The 20,597-nt window shown below is 45.0% G+C and carries 21 protein-coding genes; 15 read left to right on the top strand and 6 right to left on the bottom strand.

All coding sequences use genetic code 11. From position 1 onward, the window contains the following. Positions 1-119 precede the first annotated feature (119 nt). Positions 120-1,673 carry a YcjF family protein gene (locus H6F98_RS19830; protein ID WP_192220419.1) on the bottom strand — a complete coding sequence of 518 codons (1,554 nt, stop codon included), beginning with the start codon at positions 1,671-1,673 and terminating at the stop codon, positions 120-122. A 394-nt stretch (positions 1,674-2,067) separates the two neighbouring features. Here H6F98_RS19830 and H6F98_RS34475 point away from each other — a divergent pair, with 394 nt between their 5' ends. The 4 genes from H6F98_RS34475 (at position 2,068) to H6F98_RS19810 (ending at position 5,736) form a co-directional block, all read left to right on the top strand. Beyond that, a complete protein-coding gene (locus H6F98_RS34475) occupies positions 2,068-3,873 on the top strand; it encodes a sensor histidine kinase (RefSeq protein ID WP_199348703.1) in 1,806 nt (601 codons plus the stop codon). A 186-nt stretch (positions 3,874-4,059) separates the two neighbouring features. Next, positions 4,060-4,581 carry a DUF937 domain-containing protein gene (locus H6F98_RS19820; protein WP_192220418.1) on the top strand — a complete coding sequence of 174 codons (522 nt, stop codon included), beginning with the start codon at positions 4,060-4,062 and terminating at the stop codon, positions 4,579-4,581. A 217-nt stretch (positions 4,582-4,798) separates the two neighbouring features. Next, positions 4,799-5,320 (top strand): hypothetical protein, encoded by a 522-nt coding sequence (locus tag H6F98_RS19815; RefSeq protein WP_192220417.1) that lies wholly within the window; start codon positions 4,799-4,801, stop codon positions 5,318-5,320. Positions 5,321-5,346: 26 nt separating this feature from the next. Next, positions 5,347-5,736: an erythromycin esterase family protein gene (locus H6F98_RS19810; RefSeq protein WP_192220416.1), complete on the top strand. Its 390-nt coding sequence runs from the start codon at positions 5,347-5,349 to the stop codon at positions 5,734-5,736. Here H6F98_RS19810 and H6F98_RS19805 read toward each other — a convergent pair. Beyond that, positions 5,697-7,154: a PLP-dependent aminotransferase family protein gene (locus H6F98_RS19805; RefSeq protein WP_192220415.1), complete on the bottom strand. Its 1,458-nt coding sequence runs from the start codon at positions 7,152-7,154 to the stop codon at positions 5,697-5,699. The two genes, H6F98_RS19810 and H6F98_RS19805, sit on opposite strands and share 40 nt — an antisense overlap. Before the next feature lie 101 nt (positions 7,155-7,255). On the opposite strand from H6F98_RS19805, the gene H6F98_RS19800 reads away from it, so the two are divergent. The 4 genes from H6F98_RS19800 to H6F98_RS19785 all read left to right on the top strand — a co-directional run bounded on the left by H6F98_RS19800 (position 7,256) and on the right by H6F98_RS19785 (position 11,044). Further along, on the top strand, positions 7,256-7,987 hold the full coding sequence (locus H6F98_RS19800) for a pyridoxamine 5'-phosphate oxidase family protein (protein ID WP_192220414.1): 732 nt from the start codon (positions 7,256-7,258) through the stop codon (positions 7,985-7,987). 55 nt (positions 7,988-8,042) lie between these two features. Continuing rightward, positions 8,043-8,534, top strand: a complete 492-nt coding sequence (locus H6F98_RS19795) for a DUF29 domain-containing protein (protein ID WP_199348701.1) — start codon at positions 8,043-8,045, stop codon at positions 8,532-8,534. A gap of 251 nt (positions 8,535-8,785) precedes the next feature. After that, entirely contained in the window at positions 8,786-9,820 is a 1,035-nt protein-coding gene (locus tag H6F98_RS19790) for a LysR family transcriptional regulator (RefSeq protein ID WP_192220413.1), read from the top strand. Positions 9,821-9,937: 117 nt separating this feature from the next. After that, a complete protein-coding gene (locus tag H6F98_RS19785; protein WP_192220412.1) occupies positions 9,938-11,044 on the top strand; it encodes an anthranilate phosphoribosyltransferase family protein in 1,107 nt (368 codons plus the stop codon). Here H6F98_RS19785 and rsmH read toward each other — a convergent pair. Then, on the bottom strand, positions 11,027-11,944 hold the full coding sequence (gene rsmH, locus H6F98_RS19780; protein ID WP_192220411.1) for a 16S rRNA (cytosine(1402)-N(4))-methyltransferase RsmH: 918 nt from the start codon (positions 11,942-11,944) through the stop codon (positions 11,027-11,029). The two genes, H6F98_RS19785 and rsmH, sit on opposite strands and share 18 nt — an antisense overlap. Positions 11,945-12,182: 238 nt before the next feature. Here rsmH and H6F98_RS19775 point away from each other — a divergent pair, with 238 nt between their 5' ends. Both H6F98_RS19775 and cynS read left to right on the top strand, forming a co-directional pair. Then, positions 12,183-13,367 carry an NAD(P)H-quinone oxidoreductase subunit H gene (locus H6F98_RS19775; RefSeq protein ID WP_192220410.1) on the top strand — a complete coding sequence of 395 codons (1,185 nt, stop codon included), beginning with the start codon at positions 12,183-12,185 and terminating at the stop codon, positions 13,365-13,367. 212 nt (positions 13,368-13,579) lie between these two features. Continuing rightward, positions 13,580-14,023 carry a cyanase gene (gene cynS, locus H6F98_RS19770; protein ID WP_313929900.1) on the top strand — a complete coding sequence of 148 codons (444 nt, stop codon included), beginning with the start codon at positions 13,580-13,582 and terminating at the stop codon, positions 14,021-14,023. Between the two features lie 172 nt (positions 14,024-14,195). Here cynS and H6F98_RS19765 read toward each other — a convergent pair whose 3' ends face one another. Beyond that, the gene (locus H6F98_RS19765; RefSeq protein ID WP_242058610.1) at positions 14,196-14,516 is read right to left on the bottom strand and encodes a hypothetical protein; all 321 of its coding nucleotides are present in this window, start codon (positions 14,514-14,516) and stop codon (positions 14,196-14,198) included. A 641-nt stretch (positions 14,517-15,157) separates the two neighbouring features. On the opposite strand from H6F98_RS19765, the gene H6F98_RS19760 reads away from it, so the two are divergent. From H6F98_RS19760 to H6F98_RS19745, 4 genes are all read left to right on the top strand, one after another. Then, positions 15,158-15,979 carry a DUF4351 domain-containing protein gene (locus tag H6F98_RS19760; protein ID WP_192220407.1) on the top strand — a complete coding sequence of 274 codons (822 nt, stop codon included), beginning with the start codon at positions 15,158-15,160 and terminating at the stop codon, positions 15,977-15,979. Positions 15,980-16,241: 262 nt separating this feature from the next. Next, on the top strand, positions 16,242-16,553 hold the full coding sequence (locus tag H6F98_RS19755; RefSeq protein ID WP_192220406.1) for a CU044_2847 family protein: 312 nt from the start codon (positions 16,242-16,244) through the stop codon (positions 16,551-16,553). A gap of 5 nt (positions 16,554-16,558) precedes the next feature. Further along, complete coding sequence (locus H6F98_RS19750) at positions 16,559-17,650, top strand: trypsin-like peptidase domain-containing protein (protein ID WP_192220405.1); 1,092 nt, start codon at positions 16,559-16,561, stop codon at positions 17,648-17,650. A 121-nt stretch (positions 17,651-17,771) separates the two neighbouring features. Further along, complete coding sequence (locus H6F98_RS19745; RefSeq protein WP_192220404.1) at positions 17,772-19,100, top strand: tetratricopeptide repeat protein; 1,329 nt, start codon at positions 17,772-17,774, stop codon at positions 19,098-19,100. 141 nt (positions 19,101-19,241) lie between these two features. On the opposite strand, the gene H6F98_RS19740 is transcribed toward H6F98_RS19745, so the two are convergent. Beyond that, complete coding sequence (locus H6F98_RS19740; protein ID WP_192220403.1) at positions 19,242-19,643, bottom strand: hypothetical protein; 402 nt, start codon at positions 19,641-19,643, stop codon at positions 19,242-19,244. A gap of 220 nt (positions 19,644-19,863) precedes the next feature. Between H6F98_RS19740 and H6F98_RS19735 the strand changes: the two genes are divergently transcribed. Beyond that, positions 19,864-20,013 (top strand): hypothetical protein, encoded by a 150-nt coding sequence (locus tag H6F98_RS19735; protein ID WP_192220402.1) that lies wholly within the window; start codon positions 19,864-19,866, stop codon positions 20,011-20,013. A 12-nt stretch (positions 20,014-20,025) separates the two neighbouring features. Here H6F98_RS19735 and H6F98_RS19730 read toward each other — a convergent pair whose 3' ends face one another. Beyond that, positions 20,026-20,592, bottom strand: a complete 567-nt coding sequence (locus tag H6F98_RS19730; RefSeq protein WP_192220401.1) for a GNAT family N-acetyltransferase — start codon at positions 20,590-20,592, stop codon at positions 20,026-20,028. Positions 20,593-20,597: the final 5 nt, after the last annotated feature.

Genomic DNA, 20,597 nt, shown 5'->3' with positions numbered 1-20,597 from the left:
TTGGGGAGAGAGCGATCGCTTTCCTCAGTTGCAGTATAGTTTTCCTTAAAGGCAACGGAAGAATATCCATTGCAGCTTAAAGATTAAATACAAGCGAGTTCAAGTTATGAATTTTGAATTCAAGAACGGTCATCCGGTAAGTTGGGTTCCTCTTCCTCAGTAGATCGGGCTTCTAAAGGTCTGACAACCCGTGCGATCGCTTCGGCAATGAAAGCCTTAACAAATTCATCTTTGCGATTCAACTGAAACTGCCGTTGTACCACCTCAGTAATCCCACCATCTCCCCAGTCTTGATCATGACGGAAATACTCAATAAAGCTCTTACCCGCAATACGTGTCAGATAAGCTGCACTAACTCCCTGAATCGCTTTACCAACAAGATAGGTGGCAACATTGAGCTGAAGCGCCCTTGAGACTAATTCGATCGCCCCTCTAACAATCCCCAAACTTGCAAGCGTTTTGCCCAAAGAAAGCGCTAGCTCCCGTCCTCGCTCCATATTCAGTTCACAGCCGTATATTCTGCCAATTTCAATGACCATTTGGGCATTAACAGCAGCCGTTGCCAACAAATCCACCACAGGTAAAGGAGTCACGGCGATGACACCTGCACCAATCCACTGAAAGCGTTCCACCACCTTTTCCGCCTGTCGTCTGCGCTGGTTGTCGATCAAACGTCGAGCTTCTTCTCCTAAGCGCTGGGATTGTAGGAGGATGTTGTCAGCTACCAAGTCTTCCCCTTCGGCTCTCAAAACGGCAGCAAGGCGTTTGATGAGTGGCATGATGTCTGGATCGGGTTGGAGAGTTTCGCCTGTCTCTAGCTGTGCAGGTTGAGGATTGGCTGCGATCGCAACTACATCTATTGCCGCAATAAATCCTCGCACTCGCTGCCGCAACCGTGCCAAAATCGTTTCCTTGTCAGCTTCCGAATAAAGGTCAGTTTTATTCAGGACAAGGAGACTACGCTTCCCAATCTCTGCTAAGCGACGTAGTGGTTCATATTCCGACTGCCGTAAATCATTATCGACAACAAACAACAACAAATCAGCTTCCGTTGCCAACTGCCGCGCCATTTGCTCCCGTTCTGTCCCTGCTACTCCCGCCTCTAAAATCCCTGGTGTATCGGTAATTAGAATCTGACGGTTTAATCCCTTCAACTTCAGGCTATACGTCTCCCCTACCTCTGTTGTCCCCATCGGCGCACCGACTTGCCCCACCATCCGCCCAATGAGCGCGTTTACAAGCGATGTTTTCCCGGCTGAACCTGTACCAAAAACAACAACTAGTAATTCTCCACGGGCTAAAATGGCTTCAATCTCTCGTGAACGACTGAGTAATTCTTGTCGTGCCACTTCATCTTGAATCTGTGTTACTTGCTGCCGTATTGCTTTGAGCGTTTCCTCGGCTGCCTCTGTTTTCTCAACGGGTACTTTTGGAGTTAAGCGACGTCTGCGGGATTCTTTGCGCGATCGCTGAAATAGCCCTACATAGTAAATAAAGGCAACAATTAACATCCCAATTAGGCAAATCAGCAGCAAGAGCAGCAAATTCGCTAGCAAGGGAGTTGTAAACGAAATTTGGATATACAGCCGATATAAAGAATTAATCAGCCAAAGCATTAACCCCAGAATTAGGCTAAGACCGAGAATCAGCGTTAATAGGCGTGAGAGGGGCATGTAATGAATTGGGCTTTTTGTTCACATTTTAAAACGGCAAAGTCTGAGTAGCTATTTTCATCACAAAGCCATCAGCACTCAGCAGGTTTGATGCTCCTACGCAATCCTCGGAAGTATAACTTTTGGTAAAAGTTTAAATCTCCTTCAAGTTTCCTTCAAGTCTTAGCTGAAAGCTATTTACTTTGATGAATGCTGAGGTAAATACACGAATTACATCAATCTGAGCTTGGAGTTAATATAATTCAGATGAGTAGGAAAGGGTATTGTAGAACCTTGCTTCTAGCATCTATCTCAGGGAGGAAGGATAATTTTAATGAGGGGTGGCTTTGGGAAGTCACCCTTAGGCAACTGAGAATAAATATTTTTCTACCACTTTAAGGAGCTTTCATTTATAGTGAACCCTCAATCTCTCCCAAATCAGCTTCAGTTGCCTTCCAAAAACGCGATAGGCTGGGTATCTCAACGTTTAAGCATTCGTCAAAAGATCGCTTTTGGCTATGCGCTAGCACTCGGTATTGCCGTTTTAGGGACGACTGTTGGACTTGCGATCGCCAATCACTACGAGCAACAAGCCGAAGCGCAAAAAGAACGCGCTATGAAGGAGATACATTCTTTAGATCGCTTGCAAACGAGTAGCCTCCAGACACTGGCACATCAGCAACAGTTTATTTTCCTTATAGGAAAATCGAAACCTTGGCAGAGTGAGTATGCTCATTACCTTGAGCATTCTGCTGAATTTAAGCAATTATGGTCTACTTATAAATCATCCAACAGTAATCTAAAACAACCTAAATATCCAAATTTAAATGATAATTATGCTTCAATAAAAAGCTTTATGCAAGCTTATGAAGGTCTTCCCGAAGCGTACATAGAACAATCCGACAAAAATTTGAAGCAAATTGCCTCGTTAAATTTAGATTCAGAAGAAATCAAGGTGGCACAACAAGTGCTTTTAGATTTTAACGATAGTCCAATTGCTTTTAAATTTGATACTTTTTCTGATGACCTTACTGAACTTGTCAACCTTGCTCATGAGGACTATGAACAAGCGAAGGCATATTATGATACAGCTCAGGAAATTCGATTTCAAATCGTTACGGCTAGCATCTTATTATCGGTTGCGATCGCTGTTTTGTTAGTGATGTACATCAGTCGTGCGATCGCTATGCCAATTCAAGCAACAACAAACATTGCTCAGAAAGTTACCAAAGAAAAGAATTTTGACTTACAAGCGCCCATAACTACTAAAGATGAAGTGGGAGCTTTAACTCTCTCATTCAATGAATTGATTCAACAGGTGAAGCAGCTTCTTGAAGAACAAAAAGCGGCTAGTCAAGATCAGATGATACAAAGTGAGAAGATGTCTAGCCTAGGGCGAATGATGGCTGGAGTCGCCCATGAAGTCAATAATCCTCTGAACTTCATCTATGGCAACTTGATTTATGCTAGTGATTATGTTGAAAAACTCTTAGTGCTTCTAGAAGCCTACACTGCTGAGATTCCTCACCCTTCAGAAGCTATCCAAGAAATGCAGGAGGAAATTGACTTAGAGTTTCTAAAAGAAGACTTGCCGAAAGTATTACAATCGATGAAACTTGGTGCAGAACGTGCAACTCAAATTGTTCTTAGCTTAAAAGACTTCTCTAGGCTTGATAAGTCAAACCCGCATCCTGTCGATTTACACGCTTGCATGGATAGCACCCTCCTTATCCTGAATAATCGCCTGAAAAAAGAGATTAAAGTGATTCGGAACTATGACAATATTCCAGCAATTGAAGGCTATGCGGGTCTACTGTATCAGGTATTTATGAATCTGCTCAGTAATGCGATTGATGCTTTAGAAAAATTAAGCGAAAGTAAGCTGATTGCCATTACAATAGAATGCCAAGATCAGAATTCAGTTATTATTAAAATTACAGATAACGGTTTGGGCATCTCTCCAGAGAATCAGGCAAAGATATTTGATGCCTTCTTTACGACGAAACCTAGAGGTGTGGGAACAGGATTAGGTTTAGCCATTAGTCGAGAGATTATAGTCGAGAAACATGGTGGCAAAATCACTTGTAATTCTGAGGAGGGAGTTGGTACAGAATTTGCGATCGCACTTCCAATCAAACATCAATATACTTCTAAACCCCATAACCAGTTCGACTCGCTAGCTACCACCGCCGAAAAATCTCATCGTGTAAATTTAATCTGAAAATAGGTGTTAGGTGGTAGGTGGCAGGGGAGAGGGATTTTCATAGCAATCTTTGTGTACTCCTGTTCATGGGTGTCTAATCTGAAATAGACAGGGGAAGAGAGATTTTCCTTCTTTAGGTTAGAGGCAAGCCACCTTTAACTTGTGCGATATTCAAAAGCAGTGAATTTTTGAGTAAAACGAACTATGGGACTCTTTGACCAGATTTTAGGCGCAATAAACAATCCTGAACAGCAAGCTAGTTCAGGTCAGATAGGCGATGTCCTCAGTACTGTTCAACAATTGAGTAACAATTCCAATGCCGACCCTTCAGCCGTTCAATCGGTGTTCTCAATTGTAGGAAAATATGCTCGCTCGGCTCTGCAACAAAAGCGAAACACTGCTGGCAATCAGCAAACTCAAGACTTTGTCAATCAATTCGGTGGCACTCATCCCAGCAATCAAGCTGTCCAGATGCTCTTTAATGCTCCTCAAATCCAGCAGATTGTTCAAGAAGCAGCACAAAGGACAGGATTAAGTAGCGCTACGATTCAAGCAATGTTGCCAATCCTGGTTCCCGTAGTCTTGAAGCTTCTTCAAACGGGTAACAGTACCCAAAACCCTCAAGGTTCAAACCCTGTTCTCCAAACCTTCTTAGATGCCGATGGCGATGGCGACGTTGATATGGCTGATGCCTTGCAGATGGCAGGGCGCTACATGAGTCGATAGTGTTATTTAATGAGACACCATGTGCATAGTTTTGAGTGCTTGTTGTGTGAACAGCTAAACATTAAGCCAAACTGACTAGGTTAATTAGCAGGGCGGGACAAGCACAATTTCTGCTACAGCAAGACAGGAGTGAAACTCAATCATGGAAGGCGTTATACCCTGCCTCGCCTTCCTCCCCGCCTACAAGGGGACGGGGTTTCCAGGCGGGAAGATTTTTATGAACATTCTCAACCAAGTTTTGAGTGCCCTTGATAATCCTGATCAGGATGCCACTTCCGGTCAAATGGCTGTGATGCTTAATACCGTGCAGCAGCTAGGGGACACGTATGGTACAGACGCATTGACTGTGCGCTCGATGCTGTTGATTGTCGGAAACCATATTCGCTCTGCTTTGCAGCAAAAGCGGACTACAGAGGGTACGGCACAGGCAGAAGCCGTGGTCGATCGCTACAGTGGCACTTATCCTAACGATCAAGCGGTTAATGTACTCTTTAACTCTCCTCAAGTAGAGGGCATTGTGCAAGAGATTGCCAACCGAACCGGGTTGAATGCTGCAACGATTCAAGATATGTTGCCGATTCTAGTTCCCTTGGTGTTGAACTTCTTGAAAACTGGCAGTAAAGCGCAGCATTCCCAAGGCGGCAATCCAGTACTCAATGCCTTCCTGGATGCAGATGGTGATAGAGACATTGATATTGCAGATGCCATCCTGCTGGCAGGACGCCATGTTGGTGGGTAAGGGGCTAAGAAACTAGTGCCGCTCCCTTGGAAGTCAAAAGTCAAAAACCTTGCTTTTGTAGTGAGCTTTACGGTTTACCTGAGGCAGATTGGCCTGATGCTTACCGCGTGAACCGCTATGTCCGAGGTGTCAATGATGATGCTACGGCAGTTGAAGCTTTAGGAGAATTCCAAGACTTTCCAACCTGGATGTGGCGCAACACGGATGTACTTAACTTCATCAATTGGCTACGTCAGTATAACGATGCGTTACCTCAAAATGCCCGTAAAGTGAGCTTTTATGGGCTTGACCTCTATAGTATGCACGCCTCCATCGACGCTGTTCTAGGTTACCTGGACAAGGTTGATCCAGACGCTGCCAAGCAAGCACGCTCCCGTTACGACAGTGCTTGGCATAATCTGCGGACTCCCTCTTGAATTTGCGGCTCATTGAGTTCGGTATAACCTAGGACAAACTCATTCGTACTACCACTCTGAATGTAGTAAGAAGAGGCAGAGATTAAGCCCACGCCCACTTGTGCCGCCCGATTCAGGATTTCTTGCTCACTCAAGTGGGTATGCAACCGTATCATTAGATGCAGCCCTGCATTCTTACCCAAAATCGTTACTTGCTCTCCCAGATGCTGCAATAGAGCTTGCACAAGCGTCCGACGACGTTGGTCATAAAGGTTACGCATCCGCCGAATATGGCGTTCTAGATGTCCCTCTTTAATAAAATCTGTAAGAACGTGTTGATCTAACAGTGATGATTGACGGTCTATAAGCCACTTGGCACGGTCAAATACAGATACTAAACTCGGTGGCACAACCAGATAGCCCATTCGTAAGGCGGGAAATAGTACCTTCGAGAAGGTGCCAATGTAAATTACTGAGTCACTTGAGCCTAGTCCTTGTAAAGCAGGAATTGGGCGATCGCTATACCGATACTCACTGTCATAATCGTCCTCTATAATTGTTGCGCCTGTCTTTTGTGCCCACGCCAGTAGCTCTAACCGTCGTGGCAGCGACAAGATGGCACCTGTAGGGAATTGGTGAGATGGAGTTACATAAACGAGTTTGATTGCTCCTGGGGCAGTTGCTAAACTCTTGACCATGAATCCTGATTCATCAACAGCTACAGGATGTAGACAAGCCCCTTGCGCTAGGAACGTGCGTCTTGCTCCTAGATAACCTGGATCTTCCATTGCAATCCAGTCACCGCGATCAATCAACAAGCGTGTTACCAAGTCAAGGGCTTGCTGGGAACCACTGACGATAATTACTTGGTCAGGTTGGCACTGTACAGCGCGAGAGCGGGATATGTAAGACGCGATCGCTTCCCGCAATGGCTTATATCCTCGCGAGTCTTGAGCATAGCCGAATATATCTGAGCTAAAGCGGCAATGGCGTGACAAAAGCCGTCGCCACAGCTTCAACGGAAAATGGTCAATTGCAGGTCGTCCGTAGCGAAAGTAAATCGTCGCCTCTGGTTCTTTTGGTCTCAACAAGTCATTACCTGTGAGACTGACACCATAAGCTGATAGTTGCTTCGGCAAAGGTGCTGCATTTACAGAGGACTGAATGGGTGCAACTTCCAATAGGTCATCTGGGAGTTGCTGACAGACAAATGTTCCTGAACCCCTAACCGCTTGGAGGTAACCCTCACTCAGAAGTTGCTCGTAGCTCAGAGTCACAGTAGCACGCGAGACTCCAAGAGACTGAGCCATAGTTCGTGTTGAAGGAACACGCTGTCCTGACGTTAATCGCCCTGTAAGGATTGCTCGTCGCAACTCCTCATACAGTTGACGGTGCAGAGGTAGTGCAACTTGGGGGTCAAGGGTAATCGCTAAGTCCATACTGGTTGTGAAAGTGGACTGGTTATTAAGTACAAAAGTGGTGCTTGTGCAAGACCACTTAGCTAATTACTCTAGCTATGTAGCGCTAAGAGGCAAAGGTCATGAGTTACAAAGCACCGGAAGTCAGTGAAGAGAACTTTACCCCGACGCAAAGAACTACCCTTAAGCGAGTGCCGAAACGAGGGCATTATGAGCGCGATCTGGTTTACCAAATTTTGGATGAAGGGTTGGTGTGCCATGTCGGATTTGTCGCCAATGGACAGCCCTACGTTATCCCGACTGCTTACGGACGAGTTGAGGATAAGCTCTATATTCATGGTTCACCTGCCAGCCGGATGCTGCGATCGCTACAGACAGGTATTGATGTCTGTGTAACTGTGACTTTGATTGATGGTTTGGTGCTAGCTCGTTCAGCATTCCATCATTCAATGAACTACAGATCAGTCGTAGTGTTTGGGACAGCCACAACTGTACAGGATACTGATCAGAAGCTGGAAGCGCTCTATGCTTTTTCTGAGCATATTGTTGCTGGGCGGTGGGCAGAGGTGCGTCCGCCTAGCCGTCAGGAACTTGCAGGAACTTTGGTTTTGGCGCTACCACTCAGTGAAGCTTCTGCAAAGGTACGGACGGGGCCACCTGTTGATGATGAAGCTGACTACGCACTACCCGTGTGGGCAGGCGAAATTCCCTTGAAAGTTGTTGCCACTCAACCGATTAACGACCCTCGTCTAGGCTCAGAAATTCAACCTCCTACCTATGTGTGCAATTATTCCAGGTCTACTGGAGCGGGCGAAAAAGCGATCGCCCTTCCATCAGAAATTTTTGGTAAATGAGGGCGACCAAACGCAATAAAAAGACTTAATTCAGTGTCAACACACTATCATTTAGATGCTACTGGGCAAAGCTGGTGACCTATCAGTGGAAGGTAAGGGGCAAATCGTGAGCGCAACCCATACAGCAGACTTCAATTTGTGGATTGAGCGGACAGCCAAACTGTTGCGGGAACGTCGCTGGCATGAGATCGACCTGGAGCATCTAATTGAGGAGGTTGAAGACTTGGGCAAAAGTGAACGGCGAGCAATTGCCAGTCAATTAACTCGCCTTCTGTTGCATCTGCTCAAGTGGCAACATCAACCTCAGCGTCGCTCGGATAGTTGGCTAGATTCCATTACTGATGCTCGGACTCAAATCAACCTAGTGATCGAAGATAGTCCTAGCCTCAAGAAGTATCCAGCAGAGCAACTCGAACAAAGCTATCAGCGAGCTAGGCGACAAGCAGCCAACCAACCGGAAATACCAATTTCAGTTTTTCCAGAAGAGTGTTCGTATTCCCTAGAGTTAGTGTTGGACGAGAACTGGTTGCCAAAGGAAAGTAATTGAAATCTTTGTGCAAAGCTAAATGTTGAGTTAAATGAATATTATTGTGCGATTACAGGTTATTAGATACAAATCTCGTTCTGCAATAGACGATTGAGACAAATGGAAAAGCGATCGCCCCTTCCAAAGTAGGGTGCGTCATGACGCATCCTACCAAGCCGCAACATTCGGTTGCCTGTATCAAGCTCTACCAAACTGCAACAGCAAATCCGTTATCGTCATGGCATTAAGAATGTAATCTTATTTACATAACTATGCGGATTGAGCAGTTGCAAGCGTTTCTGGCTGTTGCCGAAACAGGGAATTTCGGACAGGCAGCACAAAAATGTGGGGTAACGCAGTCCACAGTCAGCCGACAAATTCAGTCGTTAGAAAATGACTTGGGTTTGCCCCTATTTCATCGCACAGCTCAAGCTAAGCTGACGCTGGGAGGGGAACATCTGCTGCCTCATGCTCGCAAAATCTGTCAGGAGTGGCACTCGGCAACGCAGGAATTAGCGGAATTGATGGCAGGGAAGCAGCCAGAACTCTGTGTGGCAGCAATTCACTCAGTCTGTTCTCATTACTTACCTCCGATATTGCAGCAGTTTTGCCAAAATTACCCAGATGTGCAGTTACGGGTGACAGCATTAGGAAGCGATCGCGCTTTAAAAGTCCTCCGAGATGGCTTGGTTGATGTTGCGATTGTGATGAATAATCGCTTTTTAACCGCTAGTCCAGAAATGGTCGTTGATGTCTTATTCAACGAACCCATTGAAGTCTTAATGGCGGCAAATCACCCCCTGACTCAACACGAACAGGTGCCTTGGGCAGAACTCGTTCAGTATCCGCAAGTCGTGTTTAAAGATGGCTACGGGATGCAGCGCTTGGTACAAGAGCGATTTTCCCGGTTTGGAGCCAAACTGAAAGCGGTGATGGAGTTGAATACTTTAGAGGCGTTTCGTGGTGTTGTGCGGCAGGGAGAATTAATTGCTTTGTTGCCCAAATCAGCTTTAGTAGAGGCTTGTACTGACCCAACTCTGGCAGTCCGTGCGATCGCCAATTTACCACCGTCACTAACAGCACCTAATAACCTTGTCGGCAATGTCTCAACCTCAGATTCCAGCCTGAGTCGCCAAGTCGTTATGGTTACAACTCAAGACCGACTTCTCGTTCCTCCTATTCATTACTTTTGTCAGCTAGTGCGTCAGTTGGGGCTACCTGGTGTTAATCCACCCTCATCCTCAGAAGGTAATAATTGCTCAGACCTTTCCAGCCATTTGAACAAGAAAGTGATGAATTATGAGTGATTGGGAAGATTACTAAAAAAGATACTTGAGATTTCTTAGTCTCCAGGCTCCAAAACTGTTTAATTGTGCCTAACTTAATTCATAATTTCTCAATCCAAAGCTGACGACGAAACTGCCATGAGTGATGCCTTTAGGGAATTGTTAAAGAAAGTGGGTAGTGGTGTCCACACGGGTAAAGATTTGAGTCGTGAGGAAGCCGCAGACGCTACTCGGATGATGCTGTTGCAAGAAGCAACCCCCGCGCAGATTGGCGCGTTTATGATTGCCCACCGGATTAAACGACCTACGAGTGAGGAACTTGCAGGAATGCTGGATGCTTATGACCAGCTAGGGCCAAAGCTGCAACCTTGGGGAATGGGGAATGGGCAAGAGTCTTCAACAACGCCCTCTTTCTCTCAACCCGTAACTGTATTTGGAACACCCTATGATGGGCGATCGCGTACTGCACCTGTAACTCCACTAACTGCCCTCATTTTGGCAGCCGCTGGCGTACCTGTATTGATGCACGGGGGCGATTGTATGCCGACTAAGTATGGTGTGCCTTTAGTTGAGATTTGGCAGGGATTGGGAGTTGATTTCTCGAAACTAAGGCTTTTTCAGGTACAGCAGTTACTAGAGACAACAGGTTTGGGATTTATCTACCTTCCCCAACACTTTCCTCAAGCGCATCAGTTGGTGCCCTACCGCGACCAACTTGGTAAACGTCCACCAGCAGCAACACTAGAACTCGTTTGGTGTCCTTATGCAGGAAATGCCCATATTATTGCAGGATATGTGCATCCTCCAACGGAAGACCGATTTCGACATACCTTTGAGTTTCGGGGAACCACTAATTTCACGTTGGTGAAGGGATTGGAGGGGAGTTGTGATTTGCCACGCGATCGCACGGCAATTATTGCAGTTAGTCAGCCAGATAGCAGTTCTAACTTTGAGCGTATCTTGCTGCATCCTCGTGACTATGGTTTCGCTGGTTCGGAAGTGCCTCTCGACTCAACCTCTCAGCTTTTGGCACAGATGCGAGATGTTTTGGATGGTAAATCCTCCGATTTGATGCTAGCTGCCATTTGGAACGGTGGATTTTATCTGTGGCGTTGTGGTATTTGCCCCGACTTACCCACAGGTCTTGCCAAAGCGCAAGCGTTATTTCTAGGCGGGAATGCTGCCCAGAAACTACAGGAAGTCAGCGATGCGATCGCTTCTATGCAGTTAGTGACTAGTGCCTAATTTCTCTTCTTCCTGAGAAACTCGTTCTGCAAATCTAAGTTTTGCAGAGCGAGAACGCGGATTTTCATTAAGTTCGTTTTCTTGGGCTATCACTGGCTTTTTGGTTAATACCTTTAACAAGGTGGAATCTCGGAGGCTGTGCTTAACAAGGCGGTCTTCTAAGCTATGAAAACTAATAATCCCGATTCTGCCCCCAGGCTTTAGCCAGTTCGGTGCCTTGTTCAAGAAGGTTTCTAGAGAGGAAAGTTCCTGGTTAACAACAATCCTCAAGGCTTGAAAAACGCGGGTAGCCGGATGAATTCTGCCATAGCGATATTTACGAGGGACACCAGAAGCGATCGCTTCTGCCAGTTGATCAGTCCTTTGAAACGGACGTTGTTCAACAATTCGCCGTGCAATCTGCCGAGATAACCGTTCTTCTCCGTACTTGTAAAACGCATCGGCTAGCTGCGCTTCATCCCAGCGATTGATCACATCGGCGGCAGTCAGAGATTGGCGCTGATCCATTCGCATATCTAAATCAGCAGCATGACGAAAACTAAAGCCTCGTTCCGGAATATCAAACTGAGCAGAGCTAACACCCAAATCGGCGATGATTCCATCAAATTGCTGGTGAAATGGCTGATATTCAGCAAAATTACCTAGCCAGAAGTGGACGTGATCGCTATACGTTTCTAACTTGGCTTTTGCCGCTGCGATCGCGTCTGCGTCTCGATCAATTGCTGTGACGTGAATATCTGGTGCGGCTTCCAGAATTAACTGGCTGTGTCCACCCCCACCCACCGTAGCATCCAGGTAATGCCCACCCGGACGAACGTCTAAACCTTCGATCAACTCTCGGCTCAGCACTGGCACATGTAAAAACGCCACTGGCTTCGCCTCTTCAGCACTAGTCTCCATATAATTAGTAAAGAGAAGCAACAAAAATCAATATATTGCACAAGACCTACCGCCATAAAGCTATCAAATATCAGCGATAAGCGAGTTCGTACATTGTGCCTAGTCTGTTTTCCATTGTTAAATATCAACAGACTGCTGACTAGTAGGGGTAACTTGCCAAGTTGCACTACTAACTTTTGAAGCTGACTGTCTCTTGTTGCAACTGTCTAACCTGCCGAAACGGGAAACTGCTTAATTTATGGCACAAATTGAAACGAGAACAGAACCCATGGTTCTCAACATGGGTCCTCACCATCCTTCCATGCACGGGGTGTTGCGACTGATCGTTACTCTCGATGGCGAGGATGTGGTCGATTGTGAACCGGTAATTGGCTACCTGCACCGGGGCATGGAGAAAATTGCCGAGAACCGTACTACCATCATGTACGTCCCTTACGTGAGTCGATGGGACTATGCGGAGGGGATGTTCAATGAGGCAATCACCGTCAATGCCCCAGAAAAGTTAGCGGATATCTCGGTACCCAAACGCGCCAGCTACATCCGCGTCATCATGCTGGAGTTGAATCGGATTGCCAATCACCTGCTGTGGTTGGGACCGTTCATGGCTGACGTTGGTGCTCAGACACCGTTCTTCTACATCTTCCGCGAACGGGAGCTGATTTACGACCTGTGGGAAGCCGTATCAGGGTATCGAATGGTAAACAACAACTACTTCCGCGTTGGTGGGGTAGCTGCTGATCTAACTTACGGCTGGGTTGATAAGTGTTCTGACTTCTGTAACTACTTTATGGACAAAGTAGACGAGTACGAACGTCTTATTACCGACAACCCCATCTTCCGGCGACGGGTAGAGGGCGTTGGTACCATAACCCGCGAAGAAGCGATTAACTGGGGACTATCGGGTCCGATGCTGCGGGGTTCCGGTGTGAAGTGGGATTTGCGGAAAGTTGACCACTACGAGTGCTATGACGACTTCGACTGGGAAGTTCAGTGGGAAACGGCTGGTGATTGTTTCGCTCGCTATCTAGTGCGGGTTCGCGAGATGCGCGAGTCGGTCAAGATTATCCGTCAAGCCTTGAAAGGACTGCCTGGTGGTCCTTACGAGAACCTAGAAGCCAAGCGCATGGCAGAAGGGAAGAAATCCCAGTGGAATGACTTTGATTACCAGTTCGTCGGCAAGAAAATTGCTCCTACTTTCAAGGTTCCCAAGGGTGAACACTATGTCCGTGTTGAAAGTGGCAAAGGAGAACTGGGAATTTTCATCGTTGGGGATGATAATGTTTTCCCTTGGCGCTGGAAGATTCGTGCAGCCGATTTTTGCAACCTGCAAATCTTACCCCAGCTCCTGCGGGGTGTGAAGCTAGCTGATATCATGCCAATTCTTGGTAGTGTTGATATCATCATGGGTTCTGTGGATCGATAAAGATTTTAACAAGTAATCCCAAAGTCTTCTAACTAAGTAAAGAGGCAAAAGAGAGGATTCTTTCTTTTGCCTTTTTCTTTTCCACCTCATCTGCTGTCTCATAATTAGCAAGATAGTGATGTGCGATTTGCTACAGTTTTTAGGACTGCACAACCGCTTGAATAGGGCTACAAAGCTGTCTCTCACTGACAGCAACGATGAGGAGTTTTTTTGTGTCTATTCCAGAAATTACTTCAGCGCTTTTAGCCGCCAAAAAGGCAAAAGGACTAACCTTTGCTGATTTAGAGAAGATAGTTGGACGGGATGAAGTATGGATTTCAGCGGTTTTTTATCGTCAAGCCAGTGCTTCTGAAGATGAGGCGAGTAAAATTATCTCGGCTTTGGGTTTAGAACCAGAGATGGTAGCAGAACTAACAGACTTTCCTGTGAAAGGCTCTTTAGACCCAGTTATTCCCACTGACCCATTAGTTTATCGATTCTATGAGATTATGCAGGTGTATGGAATGCCCATGAAAGCAGTGATTCATGAAAAGTTTGGCGATGGCATCATGAGTGCGATTGATTTTACTTTGGATATCGAGAAAGAAGAAGATCCAAAAGGCGATCGCGTTAAAGTCATCATGTCAGGAAAGTTTCTACCCTACAAAAAGTGGTAAGCAAAAGCTAGAAGCAAACTAACAAAATTGTAGTAGACGAGCGTTAATTGTAGAGTGTCTATAAATTAACAATTGAGCTTGCAGAAATGCTAAATAGGGACGCACAGTTGTACGTCCCTACCTAGTTTGTATTTATTCCAGCCCCTATAGAGTTGTATCAGCTTTTGACTATCTAGCTGGCTGATTCGACCAATAGCGACGAGCCTCCTGAGATGGCAGTATTCTGGATACTAGATTCAAGCGCTTTTCGGATATCACCATTTAGCTCTCTGCTCAAAATCCGCTGAATCCTCTGCTGCAAATCTTCTGCTATATGGTCTTGTAGCATTTCAAGGGATGTAAGCAACCGTTGCCTGTCTGGTAGAGGTAAATCTCTCATTAAGTCGTCGGCTTCCCATAGCATCTGCTCTTGTGCTTCTGGAATAAGCTTGCTCCAATTAGAAAGCAATAAGTTGCGTTCTACGATTGTCAGCTTCCATTGATACTCAGGCATGTTGCTTATCTCGTTTAACATTCCGATACCTTTTCCTAATCTAGAGAATGAATGTGAACAACTTGTCAAGAAAGCACTCTTTTTTGTGAAACAATTGTAAAAAGAGTGTTTTAAGTATTAGTACTTATCGAGTTGTCGGGGTGCCGATAAAAGCTATGCGTCACGCGAATGTTGTCGGCATCGGGATTGTGTGAAGTGTTTGCGGAGACTGTCCTCACCTTCGCTTCCGGTAGCGTAGAGTTATTCCCTAAGAAATCGCTTTCATTTTGAAGGTGGATGGTTGACTGACAAAAGACCAAAAGTGATACCCTGTATGCTTTTCAATGGTTTAAAGCATGACTCTAACAGTCTTGCCTTTTCGTCTTTCAGGGCTTTGTCTGTTGTATCCGGATAGTTTTGTCAGTTAATCCGTTGAATGTAGAAAAAGAAGAAGACTCTAGAGGATAGTTACCTTGGGGTATCTTTGCCAACTTGAGTTCGCTAGATGAGCGATCGCATTACCAAAAACATAAGCGATTCTTCTTGGGAAACGCTTCGCTAACCTCCTTTCTTCCTCCTAGTGCTAACCGGGTTTAATGCCAAAATTCGGGCATTTATGACAGATAATCGGGTAAAAGGAGTGCAATATAACCTGAATAACCATGTCTTTTGACAATACCTGTAAATATCTTTCAGAAACTTATCCTGACCGCTTCGCTAATTGGTTATTTGGAACTACTCCTGAATCGATAGAAGTCTTGAAAACCGAATTGAGCATTGAGCCAATTCGTGCGGATTTTGTCGCTAATTTACCTACCCAGCAACGGCTATTGCAGATTGAATTTCAAGTCAAGGGCGAAACAGAACCACCTTTGTCACTGCGGATGCTGGATTATTGGGTACGGCTTCACCGTAGTTATCGACTTCCTGTGACACAATTCCTTGTAATGCTCAAATACTCAAGCGCTGCTGCCGAAGTTGAGAGTGAATTCCACCTCGAAGGAACGCGGCATCGTTACAATGTGGTGCGGATGTGGGAACAAGACCCAGAGCCATTGCTAAAAGATACTGCACTGCTACCACTGGCAGTTCTCTGTGCGGCTGAGGACTCGGCTCAACTGCTGAGTCGAGTAGCAGTTGAGGTCAGTAAGATAGAGGAACCAGAACAGCAACAGGTAATTTCCAACTGTACTCAACTACTAGCAGGTTTACGGTTTAAGAAGGATTTAATTCGCCAACTTTTCTCTGGAGGAATTATGCGGGAATCTGTTATTTACCAAGAAATTTTGGAAGAAGGAAAGCAGGAAGAGGCATTAGCATACACTATGCGCCTGCTGACACGTCGGCTTGGTAGGGTAGAGCCGGAACTGGAAGCACAAATTCGAGAGCTAGCGACGCAAGAGCTAGAAGATTTGGGTGAGGCACTATTAGAATTTTCAGAACCCGCTGATCTGGACGCTTGGTTACAGGCTCGTCAGGATTAAAGAAGAAGTGGCGTTGACCGTTAGCAAAGCGCTTCGCAGCCGACAACCCAAGGACGAGTTGCTCTTGATTTTTAGAAGTGATCAGGGTGAAATGTTTTGCTTGTCTTTGCTGCGATCACTTCTAACATTTTGCGGATTGCAAAAAGCGATTAGATCTTTGGCTAGAGCCGCCGTGCGCTTGCCCTCTCCAGTGAGATTGTCTCAAAGCTTGCATTAAGGTTAAGGTTGAGATGCTTTAAATTTGTTTTAAGAGGAAATATTAGTGGCGACTAAACTTATTGAACTTGAGGATGGCATTTTAGTAGAGGTAGAAGTACCTCCAGAGCAAGCTCAACCCATTTCTGGTGGTGCAGCAGATAGGGTTAGTGCGACTTTTGATAAGATTAGACCCATTTTGGTTAAAACTTGCCGTCCTATCGCCGCTGCTTGGAAGGAAATTAATCAAGATATGAATATTGAACAAGCTGAAATTCAACTAGCCTTCAACTTTGAGGGAGAAGGGAATCTCTACGTGACGAAGTCCAAGGCATCTGCTAATTTAACTGTCAAACTGGTACTTAAACCCAAGGCTTAATGTAGATGAGTTTAAAGCTACAAGACTCAGTTATTTTGATTAGCAGTAGCACTCCTGATAATAATCGCTTTGGTACTGGGTTTGTCGTTCACCAGGATAAACACGCAACCTATCTGCTAACTTGTGCTCATGTGGTGAGAGATGTCGGGGGACAAGATCAAGTAGAAGCTGATGGGAGCAACGCTATAGTGATTGCTTCTGGTGAAGCAGATGGCATTGACTTAGCTGTTTTGCGTGTTGAAGGACTATTTGACAAACCATCATTGAGTTTGCGGGTGTCTGGTGAGAAAGGAACCTCTTTCATTACAGCTGGCTATCAGTCTTTTGATAAAGGCTTTTTGATTAGAGAAATTCGAGGCAATCTAGCTGGGCAAACAGGATTTAAGTATAGAGGGCAAACGAACCGTGTCAGAACTTGGGACTTAAAGACTATTGATGAGTATCACTTGCAACCTGGCTGTAGCGGTTCGCCTGTAGTAGATGAATCAAATGGCTATGTTTTGGGAATAGTCAGCCATCGAATAGGTGAGAGTGAAAAAGGAGTAGCCATTTCCATAGAAGCTCTTGAAAAAATTTGGCAAGACATTCCATTTGATATATTTAAGACAAATGCTCATCAAGCTTCTGAGCCAACCCCAACTCCTGAAGTCATTGAAATTTTCCTCTCTTACTCTCCTAAAGATGAAAAATTACGAGATCAGCTAGAGGAGAGCCTCAGCGGGTTGGACTACATTACAGTGTGGCACGACGGCAAGATTGGAGCAGGGAAAAACAGGCAAAGCGAGATTAGTAAGCACTTGAAATCAGCTCGTTTGATTTTATTACTGATTAGTCGAAGTTTTATAAGTTCGGAGTACCACCGCAACTACGAAGTTAAGCAGGCAATGGAAAGATACAAAGCTGGAGAAGATTGTGTCATCCCTATAGAACTCAAGTTAGTTGCGAACTGGAAGAGAGCACTGTCTTGCGAAGAACTCTTATCCTTGCCCAGAAATGGTAAACCTGTAACTAGCTGGACAAAGCGGGAAGAAGCTTTCTTCAGTATTGCTGAAGACATTAGACAAAAAGTAGAGGAGCTAACTACAAATTATCCTTAAACTTAAATATTCAAGATACTGCCATTAAATCTGTTAAGAAGTTGTTCGGTAATGCAATCACAAGGAATTAAATTTTCGGATTACCATAGTTAGCTATTGACCTCAGTAAAACATTTTACTCATGTCCTTATCGCCGAACTCTACCAAAGATATCAAAATTTTTTTCGCACACTCTCAATCTCGTAAAGACAAAACCCCCCTAAGAGGTCTAGAAAACCACCTCAGTGTCTTGAAACCGCTAGGTGTAGATATGATTGGGTTAAGACACCAACCTGAATCTGAACAGGATGGAAATATTAAGGATTTTGAACAGTTTAATAGAGCTGACATAATCGTGCTACTAATTAGTCCAGATTTTGTTTCTCTGATTCTAGAGAACGTTCATTGGCATACTGTAGTTAATCATGTAGTAAGTCGTAGTGAAGAGGAAGAAGTTCCAGTTATCCCTGTTCTCCTCCGCCCAATCTCTAGTTGGCAAAACTTACCCTTTAGTAGTTTTGAACCTTTGCCAAAGAATCGTAAACCTGTGACGGACTGGACAAATCGTGATAAAGCGTTTGTAGAGATTGTTGAGGGTATTGAAGAAAGAGTCAATGAGCTAAAACGGTACGGGCAAAAAATAGATGAATATAAACAGCATTTTTTTGAGGCATTACAGAATAATTATTCTATTGATGTTCATGCTTATGAGAGATTAAATGATTTTAAGCAAACTTGGATGCTTAAGGATAAAGATACAGCACCGATTGAGAAACAAATTACCCGCCAAAAACAAGGAGAGTATCAACAAAAATTACAGCAATATGAAAATGAGCTTTCTAGAGAAATTCAGCGAGAGTATCCTCTCACTGTTCAAGTCCGTACAAGGTTAAGGACTCTACAACAGTCTTTGAATTTGAGAGATCAAGATGTGCAGCAAATCACTCGGCAGAAGCGTCAGGAAAAAATTACTCAGCAACAGGAAGAAAAGCGACAGCAAAAATTACAGCGACAGCAGTCTAGTCTTGCTCGACTCGTTGGCATTATTGTAGCTATTCTTACAACTTTTCTGTTTCTGGGACACCTTGCCTCTTCTCCAAAGATGAGTGCTGAAGACTTCTTCAAGCAAGCAGATAATAAGTTTGAAAGAGGCGACCCCACAGGAGCAATTGAATACTACACTCAGGCTATTAACAGTAATTCCAACTACATCGAAGCATACCTCCAGCGAGGAATCACCTACTACTACCTAAAAAATTATCAAGCTGCGATCAAAGACTATACACAAGTTATTCGCCTTGCCCCCGATTCTGCCGATGCTTACTACAATCGGGGTGTTGCCTACTCTGATTTAGGAGATAAGCAAAAGGCAGTTGAAGATTATCAGAAAGCTGTAGACCTTTACCAGCAACAAGGACAGACAGATAATTACAAAAATACACTCGCCGACCTTAGGAAGCTTCAACACTAACCAGATTTGATTGCTTAGTTAAGTAAGAACCTAGCTAGTAACACTATTGCAACGCATCAACCATAAAAAACAAATTTTGGGAGGCGATCAGTCTTCTACCAAAGGGTAATACCTTCCCCTCATCACCGCGATCGCCTTTACCTACTCTTCCTCTAACTGCCCCTGCACTTCATCAGGCAATTCCTCATCTTCGCCTTCTCCAGTCTTTGCCTGTAACTGTGCGTACAATTCCTCAAGCTGAAGCAATCTGTTCTCCAGCTTATTGATCTTTGAGCGATAATCAGCCAATTGATCGTGGGTTTCCTCGATTAATTGGCGCAGGATTCCCCCAGAAATCGTTCCTCGCTCAGTATTAATGTGTCTGTCTGAATCTCGCCTCTTGCCAGTCGGGTTACTAATTCTGTCCTTGACAGCCCCAGCGCTTTCGCCTTGACCCGCAGAAGTTCCCAATCCTCTGCCTTCATGCTCAGCGTTGCGTTGATTGTCGTCCTGACTCGCTTCGGCTTTTCTTTTTTGCCCGTCATTCCCTTCTGGTTGTGACATCGACTCTCCTTGCATTATTGCACGTGCCACACATTTGCTATTGACTTTTCCACTTGTCACGTGTAAAACAATATACAGGTAATTGGCACGTGCCGAACGCTGACAACAAGGAAAGTTCCGTGTACATGGGCGATCGCATATCTAGAGATGCAGTTCACAGTTTTTGCGATCGCTTTCCTCAAATAAGCACTCTGCTATTCATCTACCAACACAAATACTCATGACCTACAAAGACAAGCTGAATCCGTGGTGCATCATCCGCTCTGTCTCTAATGTCCAGATGCGAAATCTGGACAAAACGCTGGGAGCTACTTTGGAAGAAACAAGAGCTAGCCGAAGTGGCAATCAATTTTTGATACGAAGGATGTGAGCAAAGTAGCAATCAAGCTAACTCCCAGTGAGGGTTGATTAAACTCGTGAGAATGTGATCTTGCCACTGTCCATTGATCAGGAGATAGTCACGAGCATAACCTTCAACAACAAATCCAAGTCGCTTCAGGAGCCTACCGCTACGTTGATTATGTGGCAAGTAAGATGCCATAATTCGGTGCATCTTCAATTCAGTAAATACATAACTGATAGTTACCTTTAAAGCTTCCGTCATGTATCCCTTTCCCTGAGAAGCTTCCGCCAGGTTGTAGCCCAGAGTACAGGATTGAAACACTCCTCGAACAAAATTACGAAAGTTAATTGACCCGATGATTACGCTCTCATTCTCCTTCTCAAAAAGAAAAAGCCTCAGGGAGCGGTCAGTGTTAAAGTCATCCAGGGCTTCTTTCACCTGTTTACACCAGTAGCTTTCTGTATAGAAGTCTGAAAATCTAAGCGGTTCAAATAGGGCAAGATGAACTTTATTGTCAGTGTAGTAATGAATAATCTCTGGAACGTCATCTAAGCAAGCAAGGCGCAAGAGAACTCTTGTACTTTCAAGTGTTGGAACTTTTTCCATAGGAC

Source organism: Microcoleus sp. FACHB-SPT15 (assembly GCF_014849525.1).
GTDB classification, from domain to species: Bacteria; Cyanobacteriota; Cyanobacteriia; order Cyanobacteriales; family Coleofasciculaceae; genus Symplocastrum; species Symplocastrum torsivum.
This window is presented reverse-complemented; position numbering and strand designations above follow the sequence as displayed.